Source organism: Oceanispirochaeta crateris (assembly GCF_008329965.1).
GTDB classification, from domain to species: Bacteria; Spirochaetota; Spirochaetia; order DSM-2461; family DSM-2461; genus Oceanispirochaeta; species Oceanispirochaeta crateris.
Window position 1 is genome coordinate 2,025,687 of record NZ_CP036150.1, and the last position, 21,083, is coordinate 2,046,769.

Consider the following 21,083-nt stretch of genomic DNA (forward strand, 5'->3'; position numbering starts at 1 on the left):
ATGACGATCAAGGATTAAACAATGTTCTTCTGTTCATCTACAATACAGAGTGTTAAAATAGAGAAAATGAAATATAAAATATTCATTCTCTTTTGCATAATTCATTGCCTCACTAGCTGTATTAAAACTAAGAAAGATTTACCACTTATAATTGTAGGGTATACACTTCAAGATCTGAAAAATCCTTACTTCCAAGCCCTTGCAAATGGTTGCCGGGACAGAGCAAGAGAACTGGGAATCGAAATCATTATAAAAGACGGAGCTAGTTCAGCAGAGATTCAGGCTAAACAAATCAGAGAGTTTATCCAAATGAATGTAGATGCTGTTATCTGCAGTCCTGTTGAATCTAATTCAATGATAAAATTAATCAATGAGTGCCACGATAAAGGTATACCATTCATCAATCCCAATCAGAAAATTGAAGGAGCTGATGCTCAAATTGCCCTAAACGAATACGATTTTGGCGTAGCAGGAGGAAGCATTGCAGGTCGTTTCATTAGAGATGTTCTACAAGGAAAGGCAGATGTTCTTGTTCTTTCCTACTTACCAGAAACAAATCTCTTACAGAATAGAGAGAAAGGACTGATTGACGGCATTCACAACTATGCACCACAAGCTCAAATTATTGCCCGTGTTCCCGCTCATACTCCTGAATTAGGAATGGTAGAGACAGAAAAAGCTCTTATAAATAATCCGACAATCAAAATAATCGTGGCAATCAATGATAGCGGAGCTATAGGAGCCTATGAGGCTGTTAAGACCCTGGGACTGGATGGACCTGATTTTTGTGTTGTTGGCTTAGATGCGACATCGCAAGCCATTGAAAAAATGAAACATCCGGACTCAATCTATAGAGGTACCGTTGATATAGATCCTTATGGCTCTGGAAAATTGATCATGGATGTTACTTGGAACGTATTGAAGAACGGTCCTCTTAATCAAACAATGCAGTTTCCAATGACATCTGTGACAAAAGAAAATCTTGTACTATATTGACAGATCTAGGGATTGTACAGTACGTGACTGGGTAAAAAATCATGGCTTAAGTTTTTTTTGATAAAGAACCTTCAATCTATGAGTGAAGGATATAAGACCATGAGTGAATCACCTTAAAATTCCTGTAATGTATTCCAAAAAAAATCCACCATAAATATGGTGGATTTTATTTTATCAGGCAGGTTCCTGTATCAATTGTTCTCTCTTACCAAAGAGAATATGGTAGGACTCCTTAATCAATACAATAGCAAGTACAAACAGTACGACTGCAAAGAAAACAAGCAGATAGTTTCCTGAAGCAATATTATTCTTAGCCAGGATAACAAGAGCGGTTAATGTGACCAAAAACATAAAAACCATGGGAATTTTCACCATTTTATTTTCACGTCCGGTCTGAGCCAGCCAGGCTCCGATTGCAAGAAGAGCAATCGCAGACAATAACTGATTAGCAGAACCAAAAATAGGCCAGATTGTTTTCCAGTCCGTAAAACCAACGATACCACCGATAACAACGGAGATACTCGTGGCGACATACATATTTGAAAGAGTGGCAGCAACCTTGCTTTTTTCCTCATTGGCAGCTTCCATGAAAAATTCCTGAAAGACAAAACGGGCAAGTCTTGTGGCTGTATCCAAACTAGTAAGAGCAAAGGCGGAGATAGCCAGGGCTACAAATGGGACACCCACTTCCATGGGGATACCGATCTTGCTCATAAAAGTTCCTACTCCAATGGAGAATGTAGGAATGGCTCCCCCCTTCTGCATGCCAACGGCACCAATGGCTACCAGAGCAATAACAGCCAAGACACCTTCAATCAGCATTCCACCATATCCGACAACCTTTGCATCCTGTTCTTTATCAATCATTTTAGAAGTGGTCCCGGACCCAACGAGGGAGTGAAATCCTGAGATGGCACCACAGGCTACTGTCACAAATAGGATGGGAAACATAAGGGAACCATTGATATTAAAAGCAGTAAAGGCAGGGACTTCTGTCATCCTTGGTACGGCAATGAACATCCCTAATAAAGCTCCGCCAATCATGGCATAAAGGAGGAATGAGTTCAAATAGTCTCTGGGCTGTAGCAGTATCCATACGGGTGTCACTGAAGCAAGAAAAATATATGCTAAAAGAATAAACATCCAAGTCTTTACTGTGAGAACCAGGGGAAACATCATTCCCACCCAAATACAAACACCTAAAAGGGCAATGCCGACGACACTACTGATGATGAGATTCATCTTTCTTCTATAAACAGAAAAGCCGAATACCACAGCAACAACCATAAACAGCAGAGACGCTGTGGCTGCCTGCGGGGTTGCGGCGAATGTTGAAGCAACGATATTCAAAAAGGCGGCGACAACAAGAATGAGGGTCAACCATGCAAAAATTCCAAAGAGTTTCTTTCCTCTTCGGCCGATATTCTTTTCTATGATTTCTCCTATGGAGTTTCCATTATGTCTTAGGGAAGCTATGAGAGCACCAAAATCATGAACTCCTCCGAAAAAGATACTTCCGATAATTATCCATAACAGGACAGGGACCCATCCAAACATAGCGGCGGCTATGGGACCTGTAATAGGTCCGGCACCGGCAATGGATGCAAAGTGATGACCGAGCACGACACCCTTTGATGCCGGTACATAATCAATACCATCCTCTTTGGTATGCGAGGGTGTCTCTCTTTTGGGATCAATACCCCATTTTTTACAAAGCCAACCACCGTAAAAAATATAGGCGATTACAAAGATGGCAATTGCAAAAAGGATGATGAAAAGTGAATTCATAGAAATCCTCCTATAGGACAACAGCTTCTGGATTAAAAAAGGCAGCTGTCTTTTTATTTTTTTTATGCGAAATCACTCGTTCTTCTGAAAGAGCAATAACAATTACGTTTAAATCGGCCCAGCCTTTAAAGCCAAGGGCATAACTTTTTTGACGGAAAAATTTCCTGATAAACTTTTCCGTCTTTTCGGGTATGGGTGTCTGAGTAATCAAGACCAGAAAAACTTCTGATGACATGTGTTCTTTAGCAGGAGGTGCAATCTCTTTTAACTTACTCTTTAAATAGCTGAGCTCTTCTTTAAGATCATAGAGATTTAAGCCATCACTCTTGCGGACTAAAAAGTATTCATTATTTTCAAAGCCGTATAACTTGATCTCCGGAAGAAAAACAAATTTTTCATTTCTGATGTTGAGATCGGCTCTGAAATCGTAGCTATATTTTTCCAGATTATACTGTTCTGAAATATCAAAATTCTTATGTAATTTCTGAATCAGACTGTTAGTATAGCTTTCATAGGTAGTCATCAAAAAGCATAGTAACACGATGCTTTTTTACAAATCAAATTATTTTAAGACGACCTATAATAATCACACATATATTTATTAACGTATTAAAAAAATGTTGAATCAAGTAAATCTAAAAGTGACCTAAAAGTAACAAAAGTGTGAAATGTTATAAACATGCTTTGATATTTTACGGGGAAGAGCTCGTTATTTTAGAAAAAAAAGAATCTAAAAAAATGCATAAAAAACAAATATTCCATAGTTTTAAGAAAAAACAATTTTTTTTAATTTTTTTATTGATATAGGCTTTGTTCACTATTTATTATATGAATGAGGGATTAATTAGAATGAAAAATGAAGAGAACGAGCCGAAACTCTCTTGTTGATAAAAAATGTTTCTTGAAAATCACTTATTCGGGTCGCTGGGATGACTTGATTCTCTGTATCTGACTGGAATACTCACGATTCAGCTGGAAGCTAAAGTACAGCCCCGCCAGAGCCAAACTAGCACTGATGCTCCGCTTACGAAAACCTCTGATCTCCTGCCTGAGGAATTCATGGGGCTCCAATAGTTTTATATCCTTACACTTTGACCTGCTGAAAGACCAGATGCCATAAAAATCTTCCACCTTACAGAGCTTTTCAAGCTCCTCATACTCGGCGTCACTAATACCAAAATCCATAAGGTCCTCAATAAGAGATTGAAACCCCGCCTGTACACCCAAATTCAGTTCGAAGAAATAATCCTCAATGGATGGTTTAAAACCTGCCCGGGTAGAACCAATGACCAGCAGACTCTGCTGAAAACGGTAGGAGGGAATCTCCTTCAATAGCCTGAAGATTTTGGACCAGTAGGCGCCGTTTTGCTCCATCATGCTCAGGGCTATGATAAAATTTAGTGAACTCCTCACTTCCAAAGCCCCACTGTCCAACAGTTCATGAATCTGTTCAAGACATGAAAAATCGCCCACCCTTGCCATAGACTTAGCGGCAACAGATTTAATATAAGGATTTGAATCCCTGAAAATTCGCCTCAAAGTATTTTTAGTTTGCTGGCCACCATAGGCACCCAGTGCAAAGATGGCACTCTGCCTCCACCAGGAATAAGGGTCTAAAGCTTCAGAAATAAGATCCTCTTCCAACTCTGGACGTGGATTTGAAAAGAGCGATCGGAGAATCATCTCCTTATCCCTCAAACCGGGTTGTTTCATCCTGGTCTGTATCTCCCTTGTTGCCAAATGAGTCGGGTCAGCTTCAAGCTCGATGAGGATCATTTCTGTTTGAGTAGAACTATTGCTTTTTTTGAGTTTTTCAAGTCTCTGAATGGTCTTCAACTTATCGGGATGTATAAAAAGATCCAGAAACTGTGTGGCAGGGAGGCTGCCCTTCTCTTTCAAAAGAACCGCAAAGACGACATTGGCAAGAGAGGCCAGGGCCATGAGAAGAAATGTCAGGCTGTACTCATGAATGACTTCTGTTTTCAACAAAGAGGAAAGATCTGCTAAATATCCTCCGGCCATACCAATAAACAGGGAATAAAAAGAAAATATAACGGCCAGGGCACCAGTAAAACCAATCCTGTCATCTCCGGGAATAGAATTGATTATGAGTCTGTCCAAAAGAAGACGGTTCAATCCTAAAAATGCCATAGAAAAGACACCTAAAACAAAAAAGAGAAGAACCGGAAGACTTGTAGGAGCAATCACCCAGAAAAGAGAAAGAAGGAGGATGACCAGATTGCAGAGTATAAGCAAGGGTTTACTGCCAAAGCGGTCCAGATAAGGACGGATAAAGCGACTTGATATTATGACACCAGCAAAATTTAGAGTCGTAAAGATGAAAATAAGGTTCGATGGAACTCCCAGTATCCGCCTCAGAAAAGGTACGGTAAAACCGAAGAGAACAAGGAGAGACATACCGGAACAGTACAGTAGAATCAAGGTCCTGTGCTGAGGATCTGTGAGGTACCCACGGAAGGAGGCGAAAGCCTCTTTGAAGCTCTTACCCTGAATAGTCTGCCGAACTGGAATCCTGGTGATGGACAGGGAAGCGGCCGTATTGAGGAGGATTCCCAAAATCAGCAGACAAAAGATACCTTCTAACTCACGGGAGCCAAACCAGGTCAGAGTAGAAAAACTAAAAAGCCTGGAAAGGGTCATGGAGGCGTAAAGTATGGTTATAACCTGAGATGAAAAACGTCCCCGCTCCGAGGGTTTAGTGATATACCCCTGAAGGACATGGTTCATGGGATAGGCCATATTACGAAGAAGACAGTAGAAGGTATAAATTCCTATAATAAGCCAAACGGCCCCTTCTCCACCGATGAGAGGTGCAAAGCCATAGGCAAGGCTGACAGCACCCCTAAGAAGCCAGGCAATGAAAAAAAGCTTGATGATTTTCAAATTTCGAAATAGAAGAGGTACGAAGAAGACAATGAGACCGGTTAGATAGACGGCAGATGAAATATATCCCAACTGCATATTGCCTGCGCCGTAATTCATGGCCAGTAAATATATGATGGTTTCAGCTAAAAAGCTGTAGCCTAAGCCGTTTACAAATGTATAAAGGAGATAACTTCTGCGTCCCTTCTCCTTCTCTCTACGTGAAAGAAAATCCATTGACTGCCCTACCAGATCCTTTGCGGAATTTTTACACGTCATTGTGTTGCATTCCCTAAGTAATGACAAGATAAAAGATGAAATTATCAAACACGGAAGAACTTAAGCGACTGCCAATGGGTTATGATCCGGCCCCGCTAAAGTGATCTCATTTCTCATTACTAAGCTGTCGTCAGAGAGTGCTCTTTTTGTCATCCATGCTGATTTTTTGTGTACATAATGCACCCCAGCTAAGATTTTAAGGCTCTCAAGCAGTTTTCCTACAATTCAACTAAAACTACAGTAATAAAGTTTTACTTCATAAATTGGACATTTTTAAACCTCTTTTGTTTGGTCTTTAGTTAGACAAAAAAGATATAGTAATTAATTGTTGACTTATGGGATATTGGGGGTTTAGAATAATTGTCAAACAATCTGGCAATAAAAGCTAGATGTACTTTTAAAGGAGAAGAATATGAAAAAAGGGTTATTAATCATCGCATTAGTTTCTTTGGTTTTGGTTGTGTTGCCTGCTCAGGGTGGTACTGAGAAAGATGGTGTTATAGAATTTAAAATTGTGGGTAACAACGCTTCTACATTAGTAACTGAGGCTGCTAAAAAGATGGCAAAAGAAATTGAAGAAAAATCAAATGGTCAATTAAAACCTATTTTATATCTAGAAGGTCAGTTAGGTGATAATGATGAAGATCTTTGTACCGGATTATCTGATGGAAACTATGAAATGTTAATTAATCCAGAGATGCTATTTAACTGGGCTGTTCCAGAATGGATGGAATTATTTAATATGGCATTCATTTTTGATAGCCAAGATCATTTACAAGCTTTTTGGAAAAGCGATGTGGGTGCACAATTAGCTCAGGATTTACTCAATAAATTTGATGTAAAAGCTTATATCAATACGATCGCATTACGTGGACCTCGATATCTTACAGCTAATGTTCCTGTAAAAAACGTTGCTGACATGGCTGGAATGAAACTTCGAACTCCTAACAATGCTGGCGTTATTGCTTCTTGGAAAGCTACTGGTGCAAATGTTACACCTGTTGCTTGGGGTGAATTATATGGAGCTTTACAAAACGGTATTGTAAGTGCTCAAGAAAACCCACTTGCCAACATCGACCAAGCAGGTATGTACCAAGTACAAGACTACTTGATGCAGACAGAACACCAGTATACTAACTATTTTGTCTATATGTCCAATGGTTGGTGGTCAACATTAAATGCAGACCAACAGCAAATTATTGGGACTGCGATCGATAATGCTTTTACATGGCACAACGAACAAGTGAATGCTGAAGATAAGAAATTACTTGCAAAATTTATCGAAAAAGGGATGAATTTTATTCCTAAAAATGAAATTGATATCCAATCATTCAAAGATGCAATAATCCCAGTTCTACTTGAGAAAAATAAAGATTTATATCCAGAGGGTGCATACGAGAAGATTAGTCAACTAAGTAAATAATCAAGAATCAGAAGGTTAAGGGAGGGGGAGAGTTGTTTAATACATTGACATCCATTATTTCAAACTTAGCAAATGTGCTAGAAAAAATAGTTAAATATATTGCGATGACAGTAGTGATAATTCTTTTGTGTACTATTTTTTTTCAGGTAGCACGAAGAGTCATCACAGGGAAATCTTATACGGAAATAGAAGAGTTCTCAATTGTTATGGCAGCATGGTTAGGCTTTTTCGCTATTGCCTATGCAACAAGGAAAAAAGTTCATGTTAGAATTGATGTATTTTCAAAGAAACTCTCCTTTTTTTCTCAAAAAGTATTAAGTATAGTTATTAATGCTGTCACACTATATGCCTCAATCGATTTGGTCGGTTTCGGATGGAAATTGATGCTAAAGAAAGCACAAATTCCCCTTGCAATTCTCCCAACGAATGCTGGCTGGTGGTATCTCGCATTCCCTCTAGGTATGGCCTGTACAAGTTTTTTCTTATTAGATCAGTTTTTACAAGAGATACAGAACTTTAAAGAACCAAAAAGTAAAATAGAAGATAGAGGGCAAGCATAATGTGGGTTGTTATTTGTTTCTTAGTGATGATTGCAATTGGAGTACCTGTAGGGTATTCAATGATTTTGACAGCATTCATCTTTGTAAAAATTACAGGGGCAGTGACAATGTCTTTTGTTCCTACTGCAATGATAAGTGGAGTTTCATCGTATACAATGCTCGCGATTCCTTTTTTCATGCTAGTTGGTGAATTGATGAATAATAGTGGTATTACGAAAAGGATTTTTTCCTTTGCAGATGCTTCAGTTGGTCATATAACAGGTGGCTTAGGACATGTAAATGTATTATCTAGTATGATTTTTTCTGGCATGTCAGGGGCAGCTGTTGCAGATGTAGCTGGGTTAGGTGCAATTGAAATTAAAGCTATGAAGGATCAAGGTTTTGATGCTGAGTTTGCTGTTGGAATAACAGCAGCTTCGTCAATTATAGGGCCGATAATTCCACCTAGCAGTCCTATGGTTCTCTTTGGAATTGCAGCTGGAATTTCAATAGGTGGTCTATTCATGGGGGGCATCACTGTTGGTGTTATCATGGGACTACTTATGATGCTAACAGTATTCTTGATTGCCCGCAAAAGAAATTATCCGAAACATGAAAGATATCCACTTAACACCCGATTTAGATCATTCATTGTGGCATTACCTGCTTTATTAGCGCCAGTTATTCTCATAGGGGGAATATTTTCAGGGTACTTTACTCCAACAGAAGCAGCTTCTGTTGCTGCATTCTACTCTCTTCTTATTGGGATTTTTGTTTATAAAGATTTTAAGATAAAAAACTTACCTAAAGTATTACTCGCCAGTATCGAAAACTTGGGAATGGTAATGTTACTGATGGCTTCTGGTAAACTATTTGCCTGGGTATTGGGAATGGAAAAAATAGCAGAATTAGCTGCTAGTGGTATATTTACCCTCACGAACAACCCTTATGTAATTTTACTTTTAATGAACTTGATATTGTTATTTATGGGTACTTTTATGGAGACGAATGCGAGCATCTTTATTCTGACACCAATTCTATTGCCAATAGCTAATTCGATTGGAATTCACCCAATTCAGTTTGGAGTTATTTTCATTTTTTCTTTAATGATTGGTCTACTTACCCCTCCAATGGCAATTTGTCTATTTTTAACATCAAAGATTGGAGGTATATCATTTAATAGTGCTTTTAAAGCTGTTAAACCTTATTATATAGGATTATTAATAGTTTTAGCCTTAATAAATATCTTCCCAGAGATTACTTTATTCGTTCCTAAGCTATTATTAGGGAGTTCTTTCTAAGGGGAAAAAATATGAAAAAAGTGCAAAGACAATCTGTCGTTGATATGGCATCTGAACAGATTAAAGAATTTCTTGGTGGTGAATCAATCCAAATTGGAGATAAATTACCAACAGAGTATGATATGTGTAACAGATTAAATGTAAGTCGCCCAACACTACGTGAAGTGTATCGTAAATTACAATCACAAGGTTTTCTTGAACTGAAAAATGGTTATGGTGCTTATGTAAAAAACAAAACAGAAGATATTATTCAACAAACAACTAACTGGTTTCGAGCTCATGATGCACAGATGCACAACTACTTGGAGGTTCGTTTATATTTGGATCCTCTCGCTGCAAAACTTGCTGCAAAAAATCGGACAGAGACAGATGTACTTCTTTTAAAAAAACTATTACAGGATTTTGAAGAGAGCTATCGGGTAAATGATAATAAAAATATGGCAGAATATGATGCAAAATTTCATAAGGCTATTGTTGATATAACTGATAATGATCTTCTTGTCACATTAGTAACTATTGTAAATTATTATTTTGAACAATTACGAACAACAAGTTTTTCTCTACAAAAGAATGCTGAAAATGCCTTAGAGCCACATAGAAAAATAATTGAAGCTATTGAGAAAGGTGATTTACAACTTGCTGAAGATGAAAGCATTAGACATATATGTAAAGCAATTAAAGATTTATGTGGGGAAGACTCCTCTCTATTTATCTAAAATACAAAGGAATATTATAATATGATATCTCTAAACAAGAAGTGTACAGACATTAGGGTAGAAGTTCTTCGCATGCTTAATGAATCAAAAAGTGGTCACTCTGGTGGTTCTTTATCTGCGGTTGAATTAATAGCCGGAGCTTACTATCAGGCTCTGACGATAACAGTAGAGAATTGCACCGATGCCAATCGAGATCGCTTTGTTCTCAGTAAGGGACATGCCGCACCAGTTCTCTATTCAATACTTGCAGACAAAGGGTTTTTTCCAAAAGAGGAGCTATATACTCTTCGAAAACTACATAGCAGACTGCAAGGGCATCCAGATTCAAAGAAACTTCCCGGAATTGAAGCTGCTACAGGTTCATTAGGTCAGGGATGTTCAATTGCAGTTGGAATGGCAATGGCCGCTAAATCTCAAAAGAAAAGTTTAAAGGTTTTTACTCTGCTTGGTGATGGAGAGCTTCAAGAGGGCGTTGTATGGGAAGCGTGCATGGCAGCTTCAGCATATAAATTAGATAATTTAACCTTAATCGTTGATGTAAATGGGCTACAGCTTGATGGTCCTTGTGATCAAATTCTTCCTATGGGAAATTTAGCTGATAAATTTAGTTCATTCGGTTTTAATGTGATTGAAGTAGAAGATGGAAATAATATCAAACAGGTCTTAGCCGCATATGCACAACCACCAGTTATGGGAATACCCACATGTATTCTTGCACATACGATTAAGGGTAAAGGAGTCTCTTTTATTGAGAATCAAGTTGGTTGGCACGGTAAAGTTCCTAATGACAAAGAGTTAGAGCTAGCTATTATTGAATTGCAGGAGAATTAAAAATGAAAGATAAAAAAATGATAAGAGCAGCATATGGGGAAGCGTTGGTAAAATTAGGGCAAATGAACAAAAACGTTGTTGTTTTAGATGCGGACTTATCTCATGCAACAATGACAAATAAGTTCGCTGAGAAATTTCCTGAAAGATTTTTCAATATAGGGATTGCTGAAGCCAATATGATGAATATTTCAGCAGGTATGTCTACTATGGGATATATTCCATTTTGCAGTACTTTTGCACTATTTGGTACTGGCCGGGCATATGAACAAATTCGAAATAGCATAGCTTATCCAAATTTTAATGTAAAAATATGTTGTACTCACGCTGGAGTTAGTGTTGGTGAAGATGGAGGAAGCCATCAAGCGATTGAAGATATTGCTTTGATGAGAGTTATTCCAAATATGACTATTGTCGTTCCTTGTGACGCCAATGAAACAAAAAAAGCAGTCAATGCGATATCAGAGTGTCATGGACCAACTTACTTACGACTTGCTAGATCCCCAAGTACAGTTTTTGATCAAGAGAGACCTTTCACATTAGGAAAAGCAAATGTGATGAAAGAGGGTACAGACATAGTACTGTTTGCATGCGGAATCATGGTTGATGTAGCGTTAGATTGTGCCAATGAACTTAAAAAATCTTTAGGTAAATCGATTGCAGTCATTAACATTCATACTATCAAACCAATAGATGCTGAATGTGTTCTTTTATATGCCAAAATGTGTAAAAAAGTTGTTACATTAGAAGAACATAGTGTTATTGGTGGGCTAGGAGCTGCAGTTGCAGAAGTTCTAATTGGTAAGGGGGATTTCTCATTTAAAAGAATTGGAATCCAAGATAGATTTGGACAATCTGGAACACCTGAAGAGTTATTAGCTGAATATGGATTAGACTTAGAGTCCGTTAAAGCTGAAGTAGAAGAGATGCTCTAAGGTTTTTACTGTGAAGGCCATTCTTGTTCACAACAACTCCTTAAACAAGTTTAATTACAGTATATCTGCGTTTCCTGTACATAAAGACAGACTTTCCCCGCGTAACAGGGAAAGTCCCTTTAATAGAATCTCAAACCATGTTTTATGAGCCTGTAAAATTTCCTGTGTAAATGCCTAACTTATTCATCTGTAAATCGATCTCCATATTCCAACTGAAATCGATTCATGGCAGGTTTCCATGCTCTTAGTGGCATAGTCCATTTTTTGGAGGCCTGCTGTATAGCCAAGTATACGATCTTAAATGCAGATTTGTCATTGAAAAAGATCTTCCGATTCTTGATCGCTTTTCGAATGACACTGTTCAAAGATTCTATTGCATTAGTGGTATAGATGATTTTCCGGATTTCATCTGGGTAATCATAAATTGCTATCAGATTTTCCCAATGTCTTTTCCACATTTTACTAATAGAGCCATACTGGCTATCCCACTTTTCAGCAAAATTATTAAGCTCTCTTTCTGCTTCATCCAGAGTGATTGATGAGTAGATTGCCTTCAAATCTCTAGCAGCTTCCTTTCGATCCTTGTATGAAACATATTTCAAGGAGTTCTTGACCATATGTACAATACAGAGCTGAATCTTTGTTTTAGGATAGACGGTATTGATAGCTTCAGGAAATCCAGTTAGTCCATCGACACACGCTATAAAGATATCCTGAACACCCCGGTTCTGGAGCTCTGTCAGCACAGAAAGCCAGAATTTGGCTCCTTCGTTCTCAGAGATCCAGAGCCCCAATAATTCCTTTATACCTTCAGTAGTGATCCCTAGAGCCAGGTAAACAGCCTTTTTGATGACCCGATTGTCCTGATGTACTTTGACTACGATGCAATCCAGATAAATGATGGGATATAAGCTGTCCAAGGGGCGGTTCTGCCACTGTTCCACTTCTTCAAGAACAGAATCTGTTACCTGAGAAATAAGGGTATGAGAGACATCTACACCATATAAATCTTTAAGTGTCTCAGCGATATCTCTGGTTGTCTGGCCTTTGGCGTAAAGGGTGAGAATCTTCTGATCAAAACCTAGAAGTCTTCTTTGACCTTTCTTAACCATTTGAGGTTCAAACTCTGAGTCTCTATCCCGAGGTGTTTCTATTTCAAGTTCCCCTGAATCAGTTTTTACTTTCTTTGAATTGTAGCCATTACGGCTATTTTTTTTTTGTGCCCTTTCCGAGAATGCTTTTCATAACCATGATGATTATCCATTTCAGCATTTAGAGCTTTTTCAATTGTCAGCTTCATCAGCTGGCCAAGAGGATCAGCCAAGTCTGCCTCGGTCTTAACCCCTTTAGCCAATTCTGTGGCTAACTCATCCAAACGATCTTTGTCTATCATGATACTATTCATCCTAACTCCTATTGCCCTTTTTGGGCTATTCAGAATTAGGCAGTTACACAGTTTTATTTACAGGGTCCCATACTGATATTCATCAACATAAAATAGAACCAGCCTGGAAGATGTTGCCTTCTTTATTTATCACCGGCGAGAAGGACATTCAATCTTTTTGACTCTTCGACTGATTCTCCGGCAATTTTCTCAATTTCCTGGATTAGCTGGACGAGTTCACTGTTGCCACCAACACTTCTCTCGATAGAACCTCGTAGTTCCTGAGAAAGCTGGACCAGCTCATCAAGTCCCGACTTCACTTCCAGGCCGGATTCTGTTTGACTTTGGGTGAGACCACCAATTTCGGCTGAGAATTCGGTCAGAGAATTCATGGCAGAAATGATGCGACTTCCTGCTTCTTTTTCATTTTGAGTAGCTCCATAGATACTGGAGACCTGATGAAGAGCCGACTCGGTGTTATCTTTGATAGAAGAGAGGGCCTGCTTCACCCCGTCATTTGACTCCACTCCCGATTGTATGAGGTTACTGATATCCTCAATTGTATGTATGACATCAGACGCTCTGGAAGCAGAATTGGCTGCTAATTTTTTAATCTCCTGTGCAACAACAGCAAATCCATCACCTGCATTTCCTGCATGAGCCGCTTCTATAGACGCATTGATTGCCAATAAATTGGTCTGGGAGGCTATATCATTCATCGCATCAATCAGTTGAGTAATGTCTTTTGATTTTGTCTGAATGTCTCCAATGATCCGTGTTGACTCTACCAGACGCATCTCTGCGGAACCTGTCTCATCCCTCAGCAATTCAACAAACTCCGTAGTCCTTTTCAAGTCATTCACCGTATTTTCAAAGGTTTTAAGCATATCAATGGTAATTTGGGATGTATCACGGATATTACCATCCTGAGTCTCAAGCTTGGTCCTGACAGAATTAAAATTTTCAAGAACACTATTGATGGCGTCACTGTTTACCTGTACATGTTTAAACTGATCATCTACAGAAAGTGCAATGGAATCATTCTCCTTTTTGAGTAAATCCGTTCTTTTTGAGGCATTGATCACATGTTCGCTCAATCCTCTATTCATTTGAGCCAAGACTTCAGAGACCTTACCCATTTCATGAAGAAAATTCTGCAATTTTTCTGTCTTGGCCAGATTGTCCCGGGATGTTCTATCAAGGTTCCTGGCAACTTGCAGACTTTCATATGCCAAGCTCATAAACATGGCTATATCAAACAACAAGATCCCGAACCCCTGGGCATAGAACAAGGGGTCGATTCCCCTCACAACATAAGAAATATCAACGGCCGCAGTAATAATGCCGGCAAAGACACCCAGCAGGATAGGTATGGCGAGACGATTTCCTTTGATAACTGAATTCGTGGCAATCCAGGACATGAGTAGCAATTCCAGTGCCCCGGGTAGTAGTGTCAGATTAAAAAGGCCTCCCACAGCGATTGATGTGTTACCAAAAACCAAAATACTCAATGAACTGAGGAAGGATATTCCTATGATAACAACCCTTAAAACCAGAGAATTGAACTTGTTAAAATATTCCAGGAAGAAAAGAGTCAGAGATCCAAAAAAGATGGGTAAAAAGGCCTTTGAAAGTTTATAAAACAACTGATGGCTTATGCTGGGAAAGGTTGCCCCCATTTCAAGAAAGTAAATAGAAAGAGCCAAGTTTGCAATTGCAAAATAGAGACTGGAACGGTCTTCCCTGTTCATAAAAAAACGCATGAGATAATAGATAAAAATAAAGCAGGAGACCAGAAAAAACGCGGCGTATATATGGATATTTACAAAGTCAGAAAGTTGAGCCAGGGGATAAAGGGTTTCATAGGTATTCAGGCCTGGGTTTTTCAGGGTGAAGTGTCCACCATCACTGAATAGTATAATGGTGAATACATTGTTTCCGTCAAAGTTGACAAGTTCTTCAGGAAGCAATGCAAATTTTAATGTCTTTAGTGAAGGAGTATGACTATCATATAAAAGCCCTTCCTGGGAGATATGAACACCATTGAGGTAGAGCCTCCACCCTTCTTCATAGCGGCCTAATTCAAATACGACCTGCTGTCCTTTGAGTGATGATGGAATGACCATATTTGTCCGGAAGGCTGCTAATGTTGTCTGTCCCTTGAATGTACCGGGGAATATTTGCGGGGTCCATCCTGACTCTGGAAAGGAAGCCATGCTGTCTAAAGAAACAGCTTCCCACTCACTAATAGGCAGGAGTTCAGAGGCGGTGGCAGAAAACACAAAAATATTGAAAAAGATTCCTAGTAAAAGAAGCCGATGCAATGTCTTAATCATTTCAAGAGTATAATCTGTGTATCATCTTGGGAACAACTACATCTTTATTTTTTTTCAGTTTTATAAGGAATGAGAGTCCCACATGAACTAAGGTCAAACCACTGTTGATACGAAAGGATTACTAAAAGAGGAGAGTGTTAGCCACGGATTTTTCAAAGTGATTCTGTTGTGATCATGAGAAATACTATGATAAAGTGACCCATCATAAAAAACATCATAATAGGGGTTCATTGAAGATGGGGAAAGATACAAAATCAGAGAAACAAATCACTGCAGAAAAATACCTGCACTTGGTTTCCGATTCTATTGCCAAGACACCAAAATCCAGAGGACTGTCAAAGTGTCCCTGCCCTAACGTAAAGACCTGTGGTCTCTATGGCAACTGTGTGCTTTGTACAGCCTTTCACGTTGGACAAGGACAGCTTCCATTCTGTGAGAGAGGACTCTAAGAAGGCTCCTGGAGTTAACCACGAGTTTTCAAAAACAAAAAAGATTCCGATTACTAATAAAATAAAGCTCCTAATCTTTGATGAAAAGATATAGGAGCTTTATTTTTAAACAGTTGATTGACAATAGAAGCCTATCTTAAACTCTTAGATTCTGACATCTTCCGTAGTCTCATCTTCACAGGCAGCCTTTGGTCTCCTGATTGTCTTCAGTAAGAAAGGACCTGCTAAAATCAGAACAACCAGAATAAGGAAAAACAAACTGATTGGTCTGGATACAAATGTAGACCAGTTTCCTTCTGAGAGCATTAGGGATCTTCTCAAGTTCGTCTCAAACAGAGGACCTAAAATCATACCAAGAATAATTGGGGCAACTGAAAAATTGATTTGTTTCAGCATAAAGCCGCCAAATCCTGCAATCAGAAGAATCCAAACATCAAACATAGAGTTGTTTATTGCATAAGATCCAACAAGACAGAAAATGAAGACTGAAGGTATGAGGAAATTCTTCCGGACTGTGATCAAACGACTAAACCCTCTTGCTCCTGCCAGACCAATGACAAGCATAAAGACAACAGAAAGAAGAAGACTGATAAAAATGGATGAAACAAAGGGCATCTGCTGCTGGAATAGAATGGGTCCAGGGCGTAGGCCCTGAATAATAAGACCACCCATAAGAACAGCGGTCATTGGATCTCCAGGAATACCGAGGGTCATCATAGGAATGAGTGCACCACCAGTACTGGCATTATTTGCCGCTTCAGGAGCTGCAACACCGTCAATGATACCAGTCCCTAAGAGCTCTTTATTCTTACCGAATTTTTTCTCCTGACCATACGCTACGAGTGAGGCAATAGATCCCCCTGCAGCAGGAATAGCACCAATCACTGTTCCGATGAGAGAAGATCGGAAGATAGTAGGCACAAGGCGCTTGATATCATGAAAACTTGGTAATATTTTATCCAGCTTCTGGGCTATAACATTATGGTGATTGTTCTTCACAATCTGATTAAACATCTCTGCAACACCATAAACACCGATCATGACCGGAATACTGTCAATCCCGTCAAGAAGTTCTGCCTGACCAAAGACCATCCTGGGGAAACTTGTAATGGGGTCCAGTCCAAAAGTACCCAGAATTAACCCAAGAACTCCACCGATCAATCCCTTAACAGTTGATCCTGGACTGATAATAGCAATGACGCTCAATCCAATAAGAGTGATACCGACATATTCTTCAGCACTGAACTTCAAAGCGATGCTCGCTATCAACGGAGCAGCAACACAAAGAACTAAAACACTGAAAAATCCGCCCATAGCTGATGAAATGGTTGAGATACCGATGGCTTCACCTGCACGTCCCTGCTGACAAAGAGGAAAACCATCAAAACCGGTTGCAATTGAGGAAGGAGTCCCTGGAATATTGATGAGAATTGCAGAAATGGAACCCCCATACACGGCACCTGTATAAAGCCCCAATAAGAATGCAAAGGACACAACTGGATCCAAACCAAAGGTAAAAGGTATGAACACCGCAATTGTCATAGTTGCTGTCAATCCAGGTAGTGAACCAAAAACAATCCCCACTAAAACACCAAGAAAAGATGTGACGAACATCATGGGATTCGCAAAATAATGGAGTCCCTGTAAGTATAAATCGAATGACATAATAAACTCCTAGATAAGGATTCCCTGGGGGAATGGAATACGAAGAAAGACTTTGAAAATAAAATACATAACGACAGTCAGCACTAATGAGACTAAAAGTATGGAAGGTATTTTTTTTCTAACATCTCCTGTTAGGACAATGATCAGAGTTAAAATGAAAACAAAAGCCGCCGAAGCAAATCCTAGCCCCTGAAGAAGAAAGGGATAGCAGATAAGCATAACAATGGTGAGAAGAAGGTTAAATCCACCTCTGCTTTTATAGAATGGAGTTGTATTTGGAACCGGACAATCCTCCGGTGCTTCTTTCTTTTTTAAAGATTCTACCATAAGTAAAATAGACAAGAGTCCAAGGATGGCAGAAATAAATCTGGGATAAAATCCAGCATTCATGGCAAGTACGGTCCCTTCTTTAATAGGAAAAGAAGATGCATAGGTATATACGCTCACAGCGATTACGAGAAAGACTGCACTAGCGATCAAATCTTTTTTATTCATAGATTTAATCTCTCCTAATTATAATATTTTTGAACTGAATGAAATGAAATATATCCGGAAAATCAAGAATAAGGACTTTCCGGATACAATATATTAATCGTCTACGAATTCTACACCAAGATCATTTACAAGATATTCTAACTGTGCTTCAGCGCTATTTACAACATCAGCAAATTCCATTCGGTCACTGTAAAGTGGTTGATAACCGGCACCGAGCAGGAAGCTCTGGATTTCAGGATCAGCAAGACATCTGCCAATGGCTTCATCAAGAATCTTGATCTGTTCAGGGTCCATGCCTTTAGGGGCAACAAATCCTGAGTAATTACCCAGAACAATATCAAATCCCTTTTCTTTTAGAGTAGGCACATCTGGATAATCAGGATGTCTTTCTGCAGAGGCAATGGCCAACAATCTTAAATCACCAGACTCAATATGCTGTGCAACATCGGGAAGAGGAATATTAGTTGAGTCTACATGACCACCGAGAAGAGCAGTAACACCTTCTGCGTATCCGGGATAAGGAATATGATTCAACTCAATACCAGCTTCTGCGGCAAAGATTTCTGCATAAATATGTGCACTAGCACCATTACCGGAGTTGGAGTTCTTAACTTTTCCGGGGTTGGCTTTAGCATAAGCAACATATTCTTCAATGGTATTCCAGGGACTATCAGCCTTAACTGTAACAGTCGCAGGAATTGTAATAACCTGAGAAATAAGTTCTACATTATCTATGTCAGGATAAACAGGAGAGATATACTTCGCTGAAATTGTTGACATTGAAGTTGTTCCGATGGTGTATCCATCAGTGGGACTGTTTTCAATTAACAAAGAACCAACGACTCCTCCTCCACCAGGTTTATTTTCAACAATAAAATTGACACCCAGATCATCTTCTAACCAAGAAGTGATAGGTCTAGTGAGTACATCGGTCATTCCACCAACGGACCAGGGAATAATTACTTTTACATCTTTAGATGGGTAAACACCTTCTTCCTGAGCACCTTCGGCAATCAGTGGAAAGGTCAGTGCAACAAAGCACAAAACCAGTAAAATTTTTTTCATAGAAACCTCCATTAAGTCGTGTTATTGCATGCAATAATTTTTGACAGTATTGTACTCTCATTGTTTCCAAGATGTCAACAAAGAATTATCAAAAGCGAAATAATGCAGGCTACAAAAGAAAATATAATTAAAAGGATATTTTCATATTTTTATTATATATCATAGCAAATCTTTCAAATATCACAGGAATCTGTTTGGAGAAATCCATCCCTTTCTCAGCATATTCAAGACGAAAGAAGCCTTCGTGCACCTCTTTCCAGGACTCCAGCGATAAGTCGCCTTCGCCCTCTAACCTCGCTTCTTCACTAGTTATGTCTTTGAATTTCTTCCATCTAATTCATTGTGTTTGTATGATGCAACCCGGTAATCCATTCCCACTCGTTATTATGGAGAGCTCTCCTACTTCTGGAACCTTCTCATCCATGTCGTACAACTCTAAAGCTGAAGAAGTTCCTGTTTTCTTTCCCTCTCGAACAAAGGCTAATAATGTGTTGGCAAGGTTTTCAGTCTGGCCAAGAGATCAAACTGTATAATCTCTGTATTGCTTTTCTTTTGATACAGAAATGACTTTATCAATCAGATTTGTTCCAATTTTCCTGTTTTGGTATTCCTGGTTCACGGCGATGCAAACAATTTCTGTGGAGTTTGGAATAAGCTTAGTTTTGAGCATTGCCATCGCTTTCAGAACTCATATAAACGCTGAATATCTTAAATAGTTCATTTTTAGACTTTTTGACCTCATACCAAAATGGAAGGGTACACAATAATATTCCAAATATGAGCATAATAATTGGCACAAAGAAAAATGGCTTCCAAGGGCTGAGGAAAAAAGACATGCAGGCTGAGATTAGTCCTGAGAACCATAAAGTCATGAATGCAATAACAAAGGGATGCAATTTCATGGATACATCAATGATCGTCTTATTTTCTTTTTGAGTCATCCTTCCCTTAATTTGAGGAAGGAATGAGTTACGATAAGAAATTTGTCGATATATTTTGAAATGGTCCTGATGGACCTGTCCATGAAAGACCTTATTCCCGACACCAATTTTAAAGAGTTTTAGGGGTTCTGTATAATCATTAAGTTTTGATACAACGTCTTCCATTTTCAAATCACAAGTGAAACGAAACGTCTCATATGGAATGAACCTCATGACTAAAACCCCCATTTACACTTAAAAAGATTTCATTGGGTCAATGATCAATAAAAAAAGGAGACAATGGATAAGAGAATAACCACGATCATCAGGCAAATCTGAATCTCCCGTTTTTGAAAAGTTCTAATGAAGCGGCCAAACCGTTCAGACTCAAGGCCCGATTCAATTGAAGGCTTCCTTAAAATTTGTAATGCTCCAGCTGTGGTCAAACTGGTAGCACGGGTAAGGACCCATAGGCCAGGCAGTCCTATACTGAAACTGATGATCAGCGGCGTAGACAGAATGGCGATATGGTATAAACTGACTGAAGAGCTGAATTCTCCTGTAACAAAATTGAAATTCCAAAGGGTATAAGCAAGAATCCAGAAGACGATAGCCTTATGAGTTATTATGTAATAGCCAATTTGAATCACTGAGCCACTCTCTGAAATGCTTATCCATGAGGAAGTAAACAAAAGATGGGTCGTTGCTAAGACTGCCGCACCGGCAATAGCATTTTCCCATCTTTTTTTCTTGGCATCTGCCAGTATCGCTTCAGTGATATTGATATACATAAGCAGGGCTACAATCACAAGCAACCAGTTTTCAGGAAATAAATATACCGCTGTAAGGGCTGTAAGAATTCTTCCTCCAAGGAGGGTTGTTAGTTTAATTTTTTCAAATGAAACCATCTCTTTTGTAAGTAAAACGATAATTGGAAAAATAACAGCCAATACCATATTCCCCCATAATGGAAAAAAACTTGAAAGACAGCTCATTATAAGGATGATCAACAGATATCCGAAAAACTGAAGTATCACCGCTTTGTTTTTAATTGCCACATTTGCCTCCTGAGATTGAAATC

At 38.9% G+C, this 21,083-nt stretch carries 17 protein-coding genes and 2 pseudogenes; 7 read left to right on the top strand and 12 right to left on the bottom strand.

Annotated features, from left to right (window positions below; translation table 11 throughout):
• Nucleotides 1–66: 66 nt before the first annotated feature.
• A complete protein-coding gene (locus EXM22_RS09195; RefSeq protein ID WP_168203433.1) occupies nt 67–996 on the top strand; it encodes a sugar ABC transporter substrate-binding protein in 930 nt (309 codons plus the stop codon).
• A gap of 174 nt (nt 997–1,170) precedes the next feature.
• Here EXM22_RS09195 and EXM22_RS09200 read toward each other — a convergent pair whose 3' ends face one another.
• The 3 genes from EXM22_RS09200 to EXM22_RS09210 form a co-directional block, all read right to left on the bottom strand.
• Nucleotides 1,171–2,784: a carbon starvation CstA family protein gene (locus EXM22_RS09200; protein ID WP_149486234.1), complete on the bottom strand. Its 1,614-nt coding sequence runs from the start codon at nt 2,782–2,784 to the stop codon at nt 1,171–1,173.
• Nucleotides 2,785–2,794: 10 nt separating this feature from the next.
• The gene (locus tag EXM22_RS09205) at nt 2,795–3,307 is read right to left on the bottom strand and encodes a DUF8052 family protein (protein WP_149486235.1); all 513 of its coding nucleotides are present in this window, start codon (nt 3,305–3,307) and stop codon (nt 2,795–2,797) included.
• Nucleotides 3,308–3,696: 389 nt separating this feature from the next.
• Nucleotides 3,697–5,946 carry an MFS transporter gene (locus EXM22_RS09210; RefSeq protein ID WP_149486236.1) on the bottom strand — a complete coding sequence of 750 codons (2,250 nt, stop codon included), beginning with the start codon at nt 5,944–5,946 and terminating at the stop codon, nt 3,697–3,699.
• A gap of 412 nt (nt 5,947–6,358) precedes the next feature.
• Between EXM22_RS09210 and EXM22_RS09215 the strand changes: the two genes are divergently transcribed.
• From EXM22_RS09215 to EXM22_RS09240, 6 genes are read left to right on the top strand one after another with little or no spacing between them, the layout of a single operon-like run.
• On the top strand, nt 6,359–7,369 hold the full coding sequence (locus EXM22_RS09215; protein ID WP_149486237.1) for a TRAP transporter substrate-binding protein: 1,011 nt from the start codon (nt 6,359–6,361) through the stop codon (nt 7,367–7,369).
• A gap of 32 nt (nt 7,370–7,401) precedes the next feature.
• Nucleotides 7,402–7,929 carry a TRAP transporter small permease gene (locus EXM22_RS09220; protein WP_149486238.1) on the top strand — a complete coding sequence of 176 codons (528 nt, stop codon included), beginning with the start codon at nt 7,402–7,404 and terminating at the stop codon, nt 7,927–7,929.
• The gene (locus EXM22_RS09225) at nt 7,929–9,209 is read left to right on the top strand and encodes a TRAP transporter large permease (protein WP_149486239.1); all 1,281 of its coding nucleotides are present in this window, start codon (nt 7,929–7,931) and stop codon (nt 9,207–9,209) included. The genes EXM22_RS09220 and EXM22_RS09225 overlap by 1 nt, the downstream gene beginning before the upstream one ends.
• Before the next feature lie 11 nt (nt 9,210–9,220).
• Nucleotides 9,221–9,925: a FadR/GntR family transcriptional regulator gene (locus EXM22_RS09230; protein ID WP_149486240.1), complete on the top strand. Its 705-nt coding sequence runs from the start codon at nt 9,221–9,223 to the stop codon at nt 9,923–9,925.
• Between the two features lie 21 nt (nt 9,926–9,946).
• Complete coding sequence (locus EXM22_RS09235; RefSeq protein ID WP_149486241.1) at nt 9,947–10,756, top strand: transketolase; 810 nt, start codon at nt 9,947–9,949, stop codon at nt 10,754–10,756.
• Between the two features lie 2 nt (nt 10,757–10,758).
• Nucleotides 10,759–11,688, top strand: coding sequence for a transketolase family protein (locus EXM22_RS09240; RefSeq protein ID WP_149486242.1), 930 nt, complete (start codon nt 10,759–10,761; stop codon nt 11,686–11,688).
• Nucleotides 11,689–11,867: 179 nt separating this feature from the next.
• On the opposite strand, the pseudogene EXM22_RS09245 reads toward EXM22_RS09240, so the two are convergent.
• The 9 genes and pseudogenes from EXM22_RS09245 to EXM22_RS09280 form a co-directional block, all read right to left on the bottom strand.
• Nucleotides 11,868–13,078 (bottom strand): annotated as a pseudogene (locus EXM22_RS09245) (IS256 family transposase).
• A 137-nt stretch (nt 13,079–13,215) separates the two neighbouring features.
• Nucleotides 13,216–15,408: a methyl-accepting chemotaxis protein gene (locus EXM22_RS09250; RefSeq protein ID WP_149486243.1), complete on the bottom strand. Its 2,193-nt coding sequence runs from the start codon at nt 15,406–15,408 to the stop codon at nt 13,216–13,218.
• Between the two features lie 593 nt (nt 15,409–16,001).
• On the bottom strand, nt 16,002–17,522 hold the full coding sequence (locus tag EXM22_RS09255) for a tripartite tricarboxylate transporter permease (protein WP_149486244.1): 1,521 nt from the start codon (nt 17,520–17,522) through the stop codon (nt 16,002–16,004).
• A gap of 9 nt (nt 17,523–17,531) precedes the next feature.
• A complete protein-coding gene (locus EXM22_RS09260; RefSeq protein ID WP_149486245.1) occupies nt 17,532–18,017 on the bottom strand; it encodes a tripartite tricarboxylate transporter TctB family protein in 486 nt (161 codons plus the stop codon).
• 93 nt (nt 18,018–18,110) lie between these two features.
• On the bottom strand, nt 18,111–19,082 hold the full coding sequence (locus EXM22_RS09265; RefSeq protein WP_149486246.1) for a tripartite tricarboxylate transporter substrate binding protein: 972 nt from the start codon (nt 19,080–19,082) through the stop codon (nt 18,111–18,113).
• Between the two features lie 127 nt (nt 19,083–19,209).
• Nucleotides 19,210–19,560: pseudogene (locus EXM22_RS18565) on the bottom strand (ASCH domain-containing protein); the annotation flags it as partial.
• Nucleotides 19,561–19,602: 42 nt separating this feature from the next.
• Entirely contained in the window at nt 19,603–19,758 is a 156-nt protein-coding gene (locus EXM22_RS18510; protein WP_342780266.1) for a GNAT family N-acetyltransferase, read from the bottom strand.
• Nucleotides 19,739–20,194, bottom strand: a complete 456-nt coding sequence (locus EXM22_RS09275; protein WP_210411434.1) for a hypothetical protein — start codon at nt 20,192–20,194, stop codon at nt 19,739–19,741. The genes EXM22_RS18510 and EXM22_RS09275 overlap by 20 nt, the downstream gene beginning before the upstream one ends.
• A gap of 89 nt (nt 20,195–20,283) precedes the next feature.
• Nucleotides 20,284–21,060: a hypothetical protein gene (locus tag EXM22_RS09280; protein WP_149486248.1), complete on the bottom strand. Its 777-nt coding sequence runs from the start codon at nt 21,058–21,060 to the stop codon at nt 20,284–20,286.
• Nucleotides 21,061–21,083 lie beyond the last annotated feature (23 nt).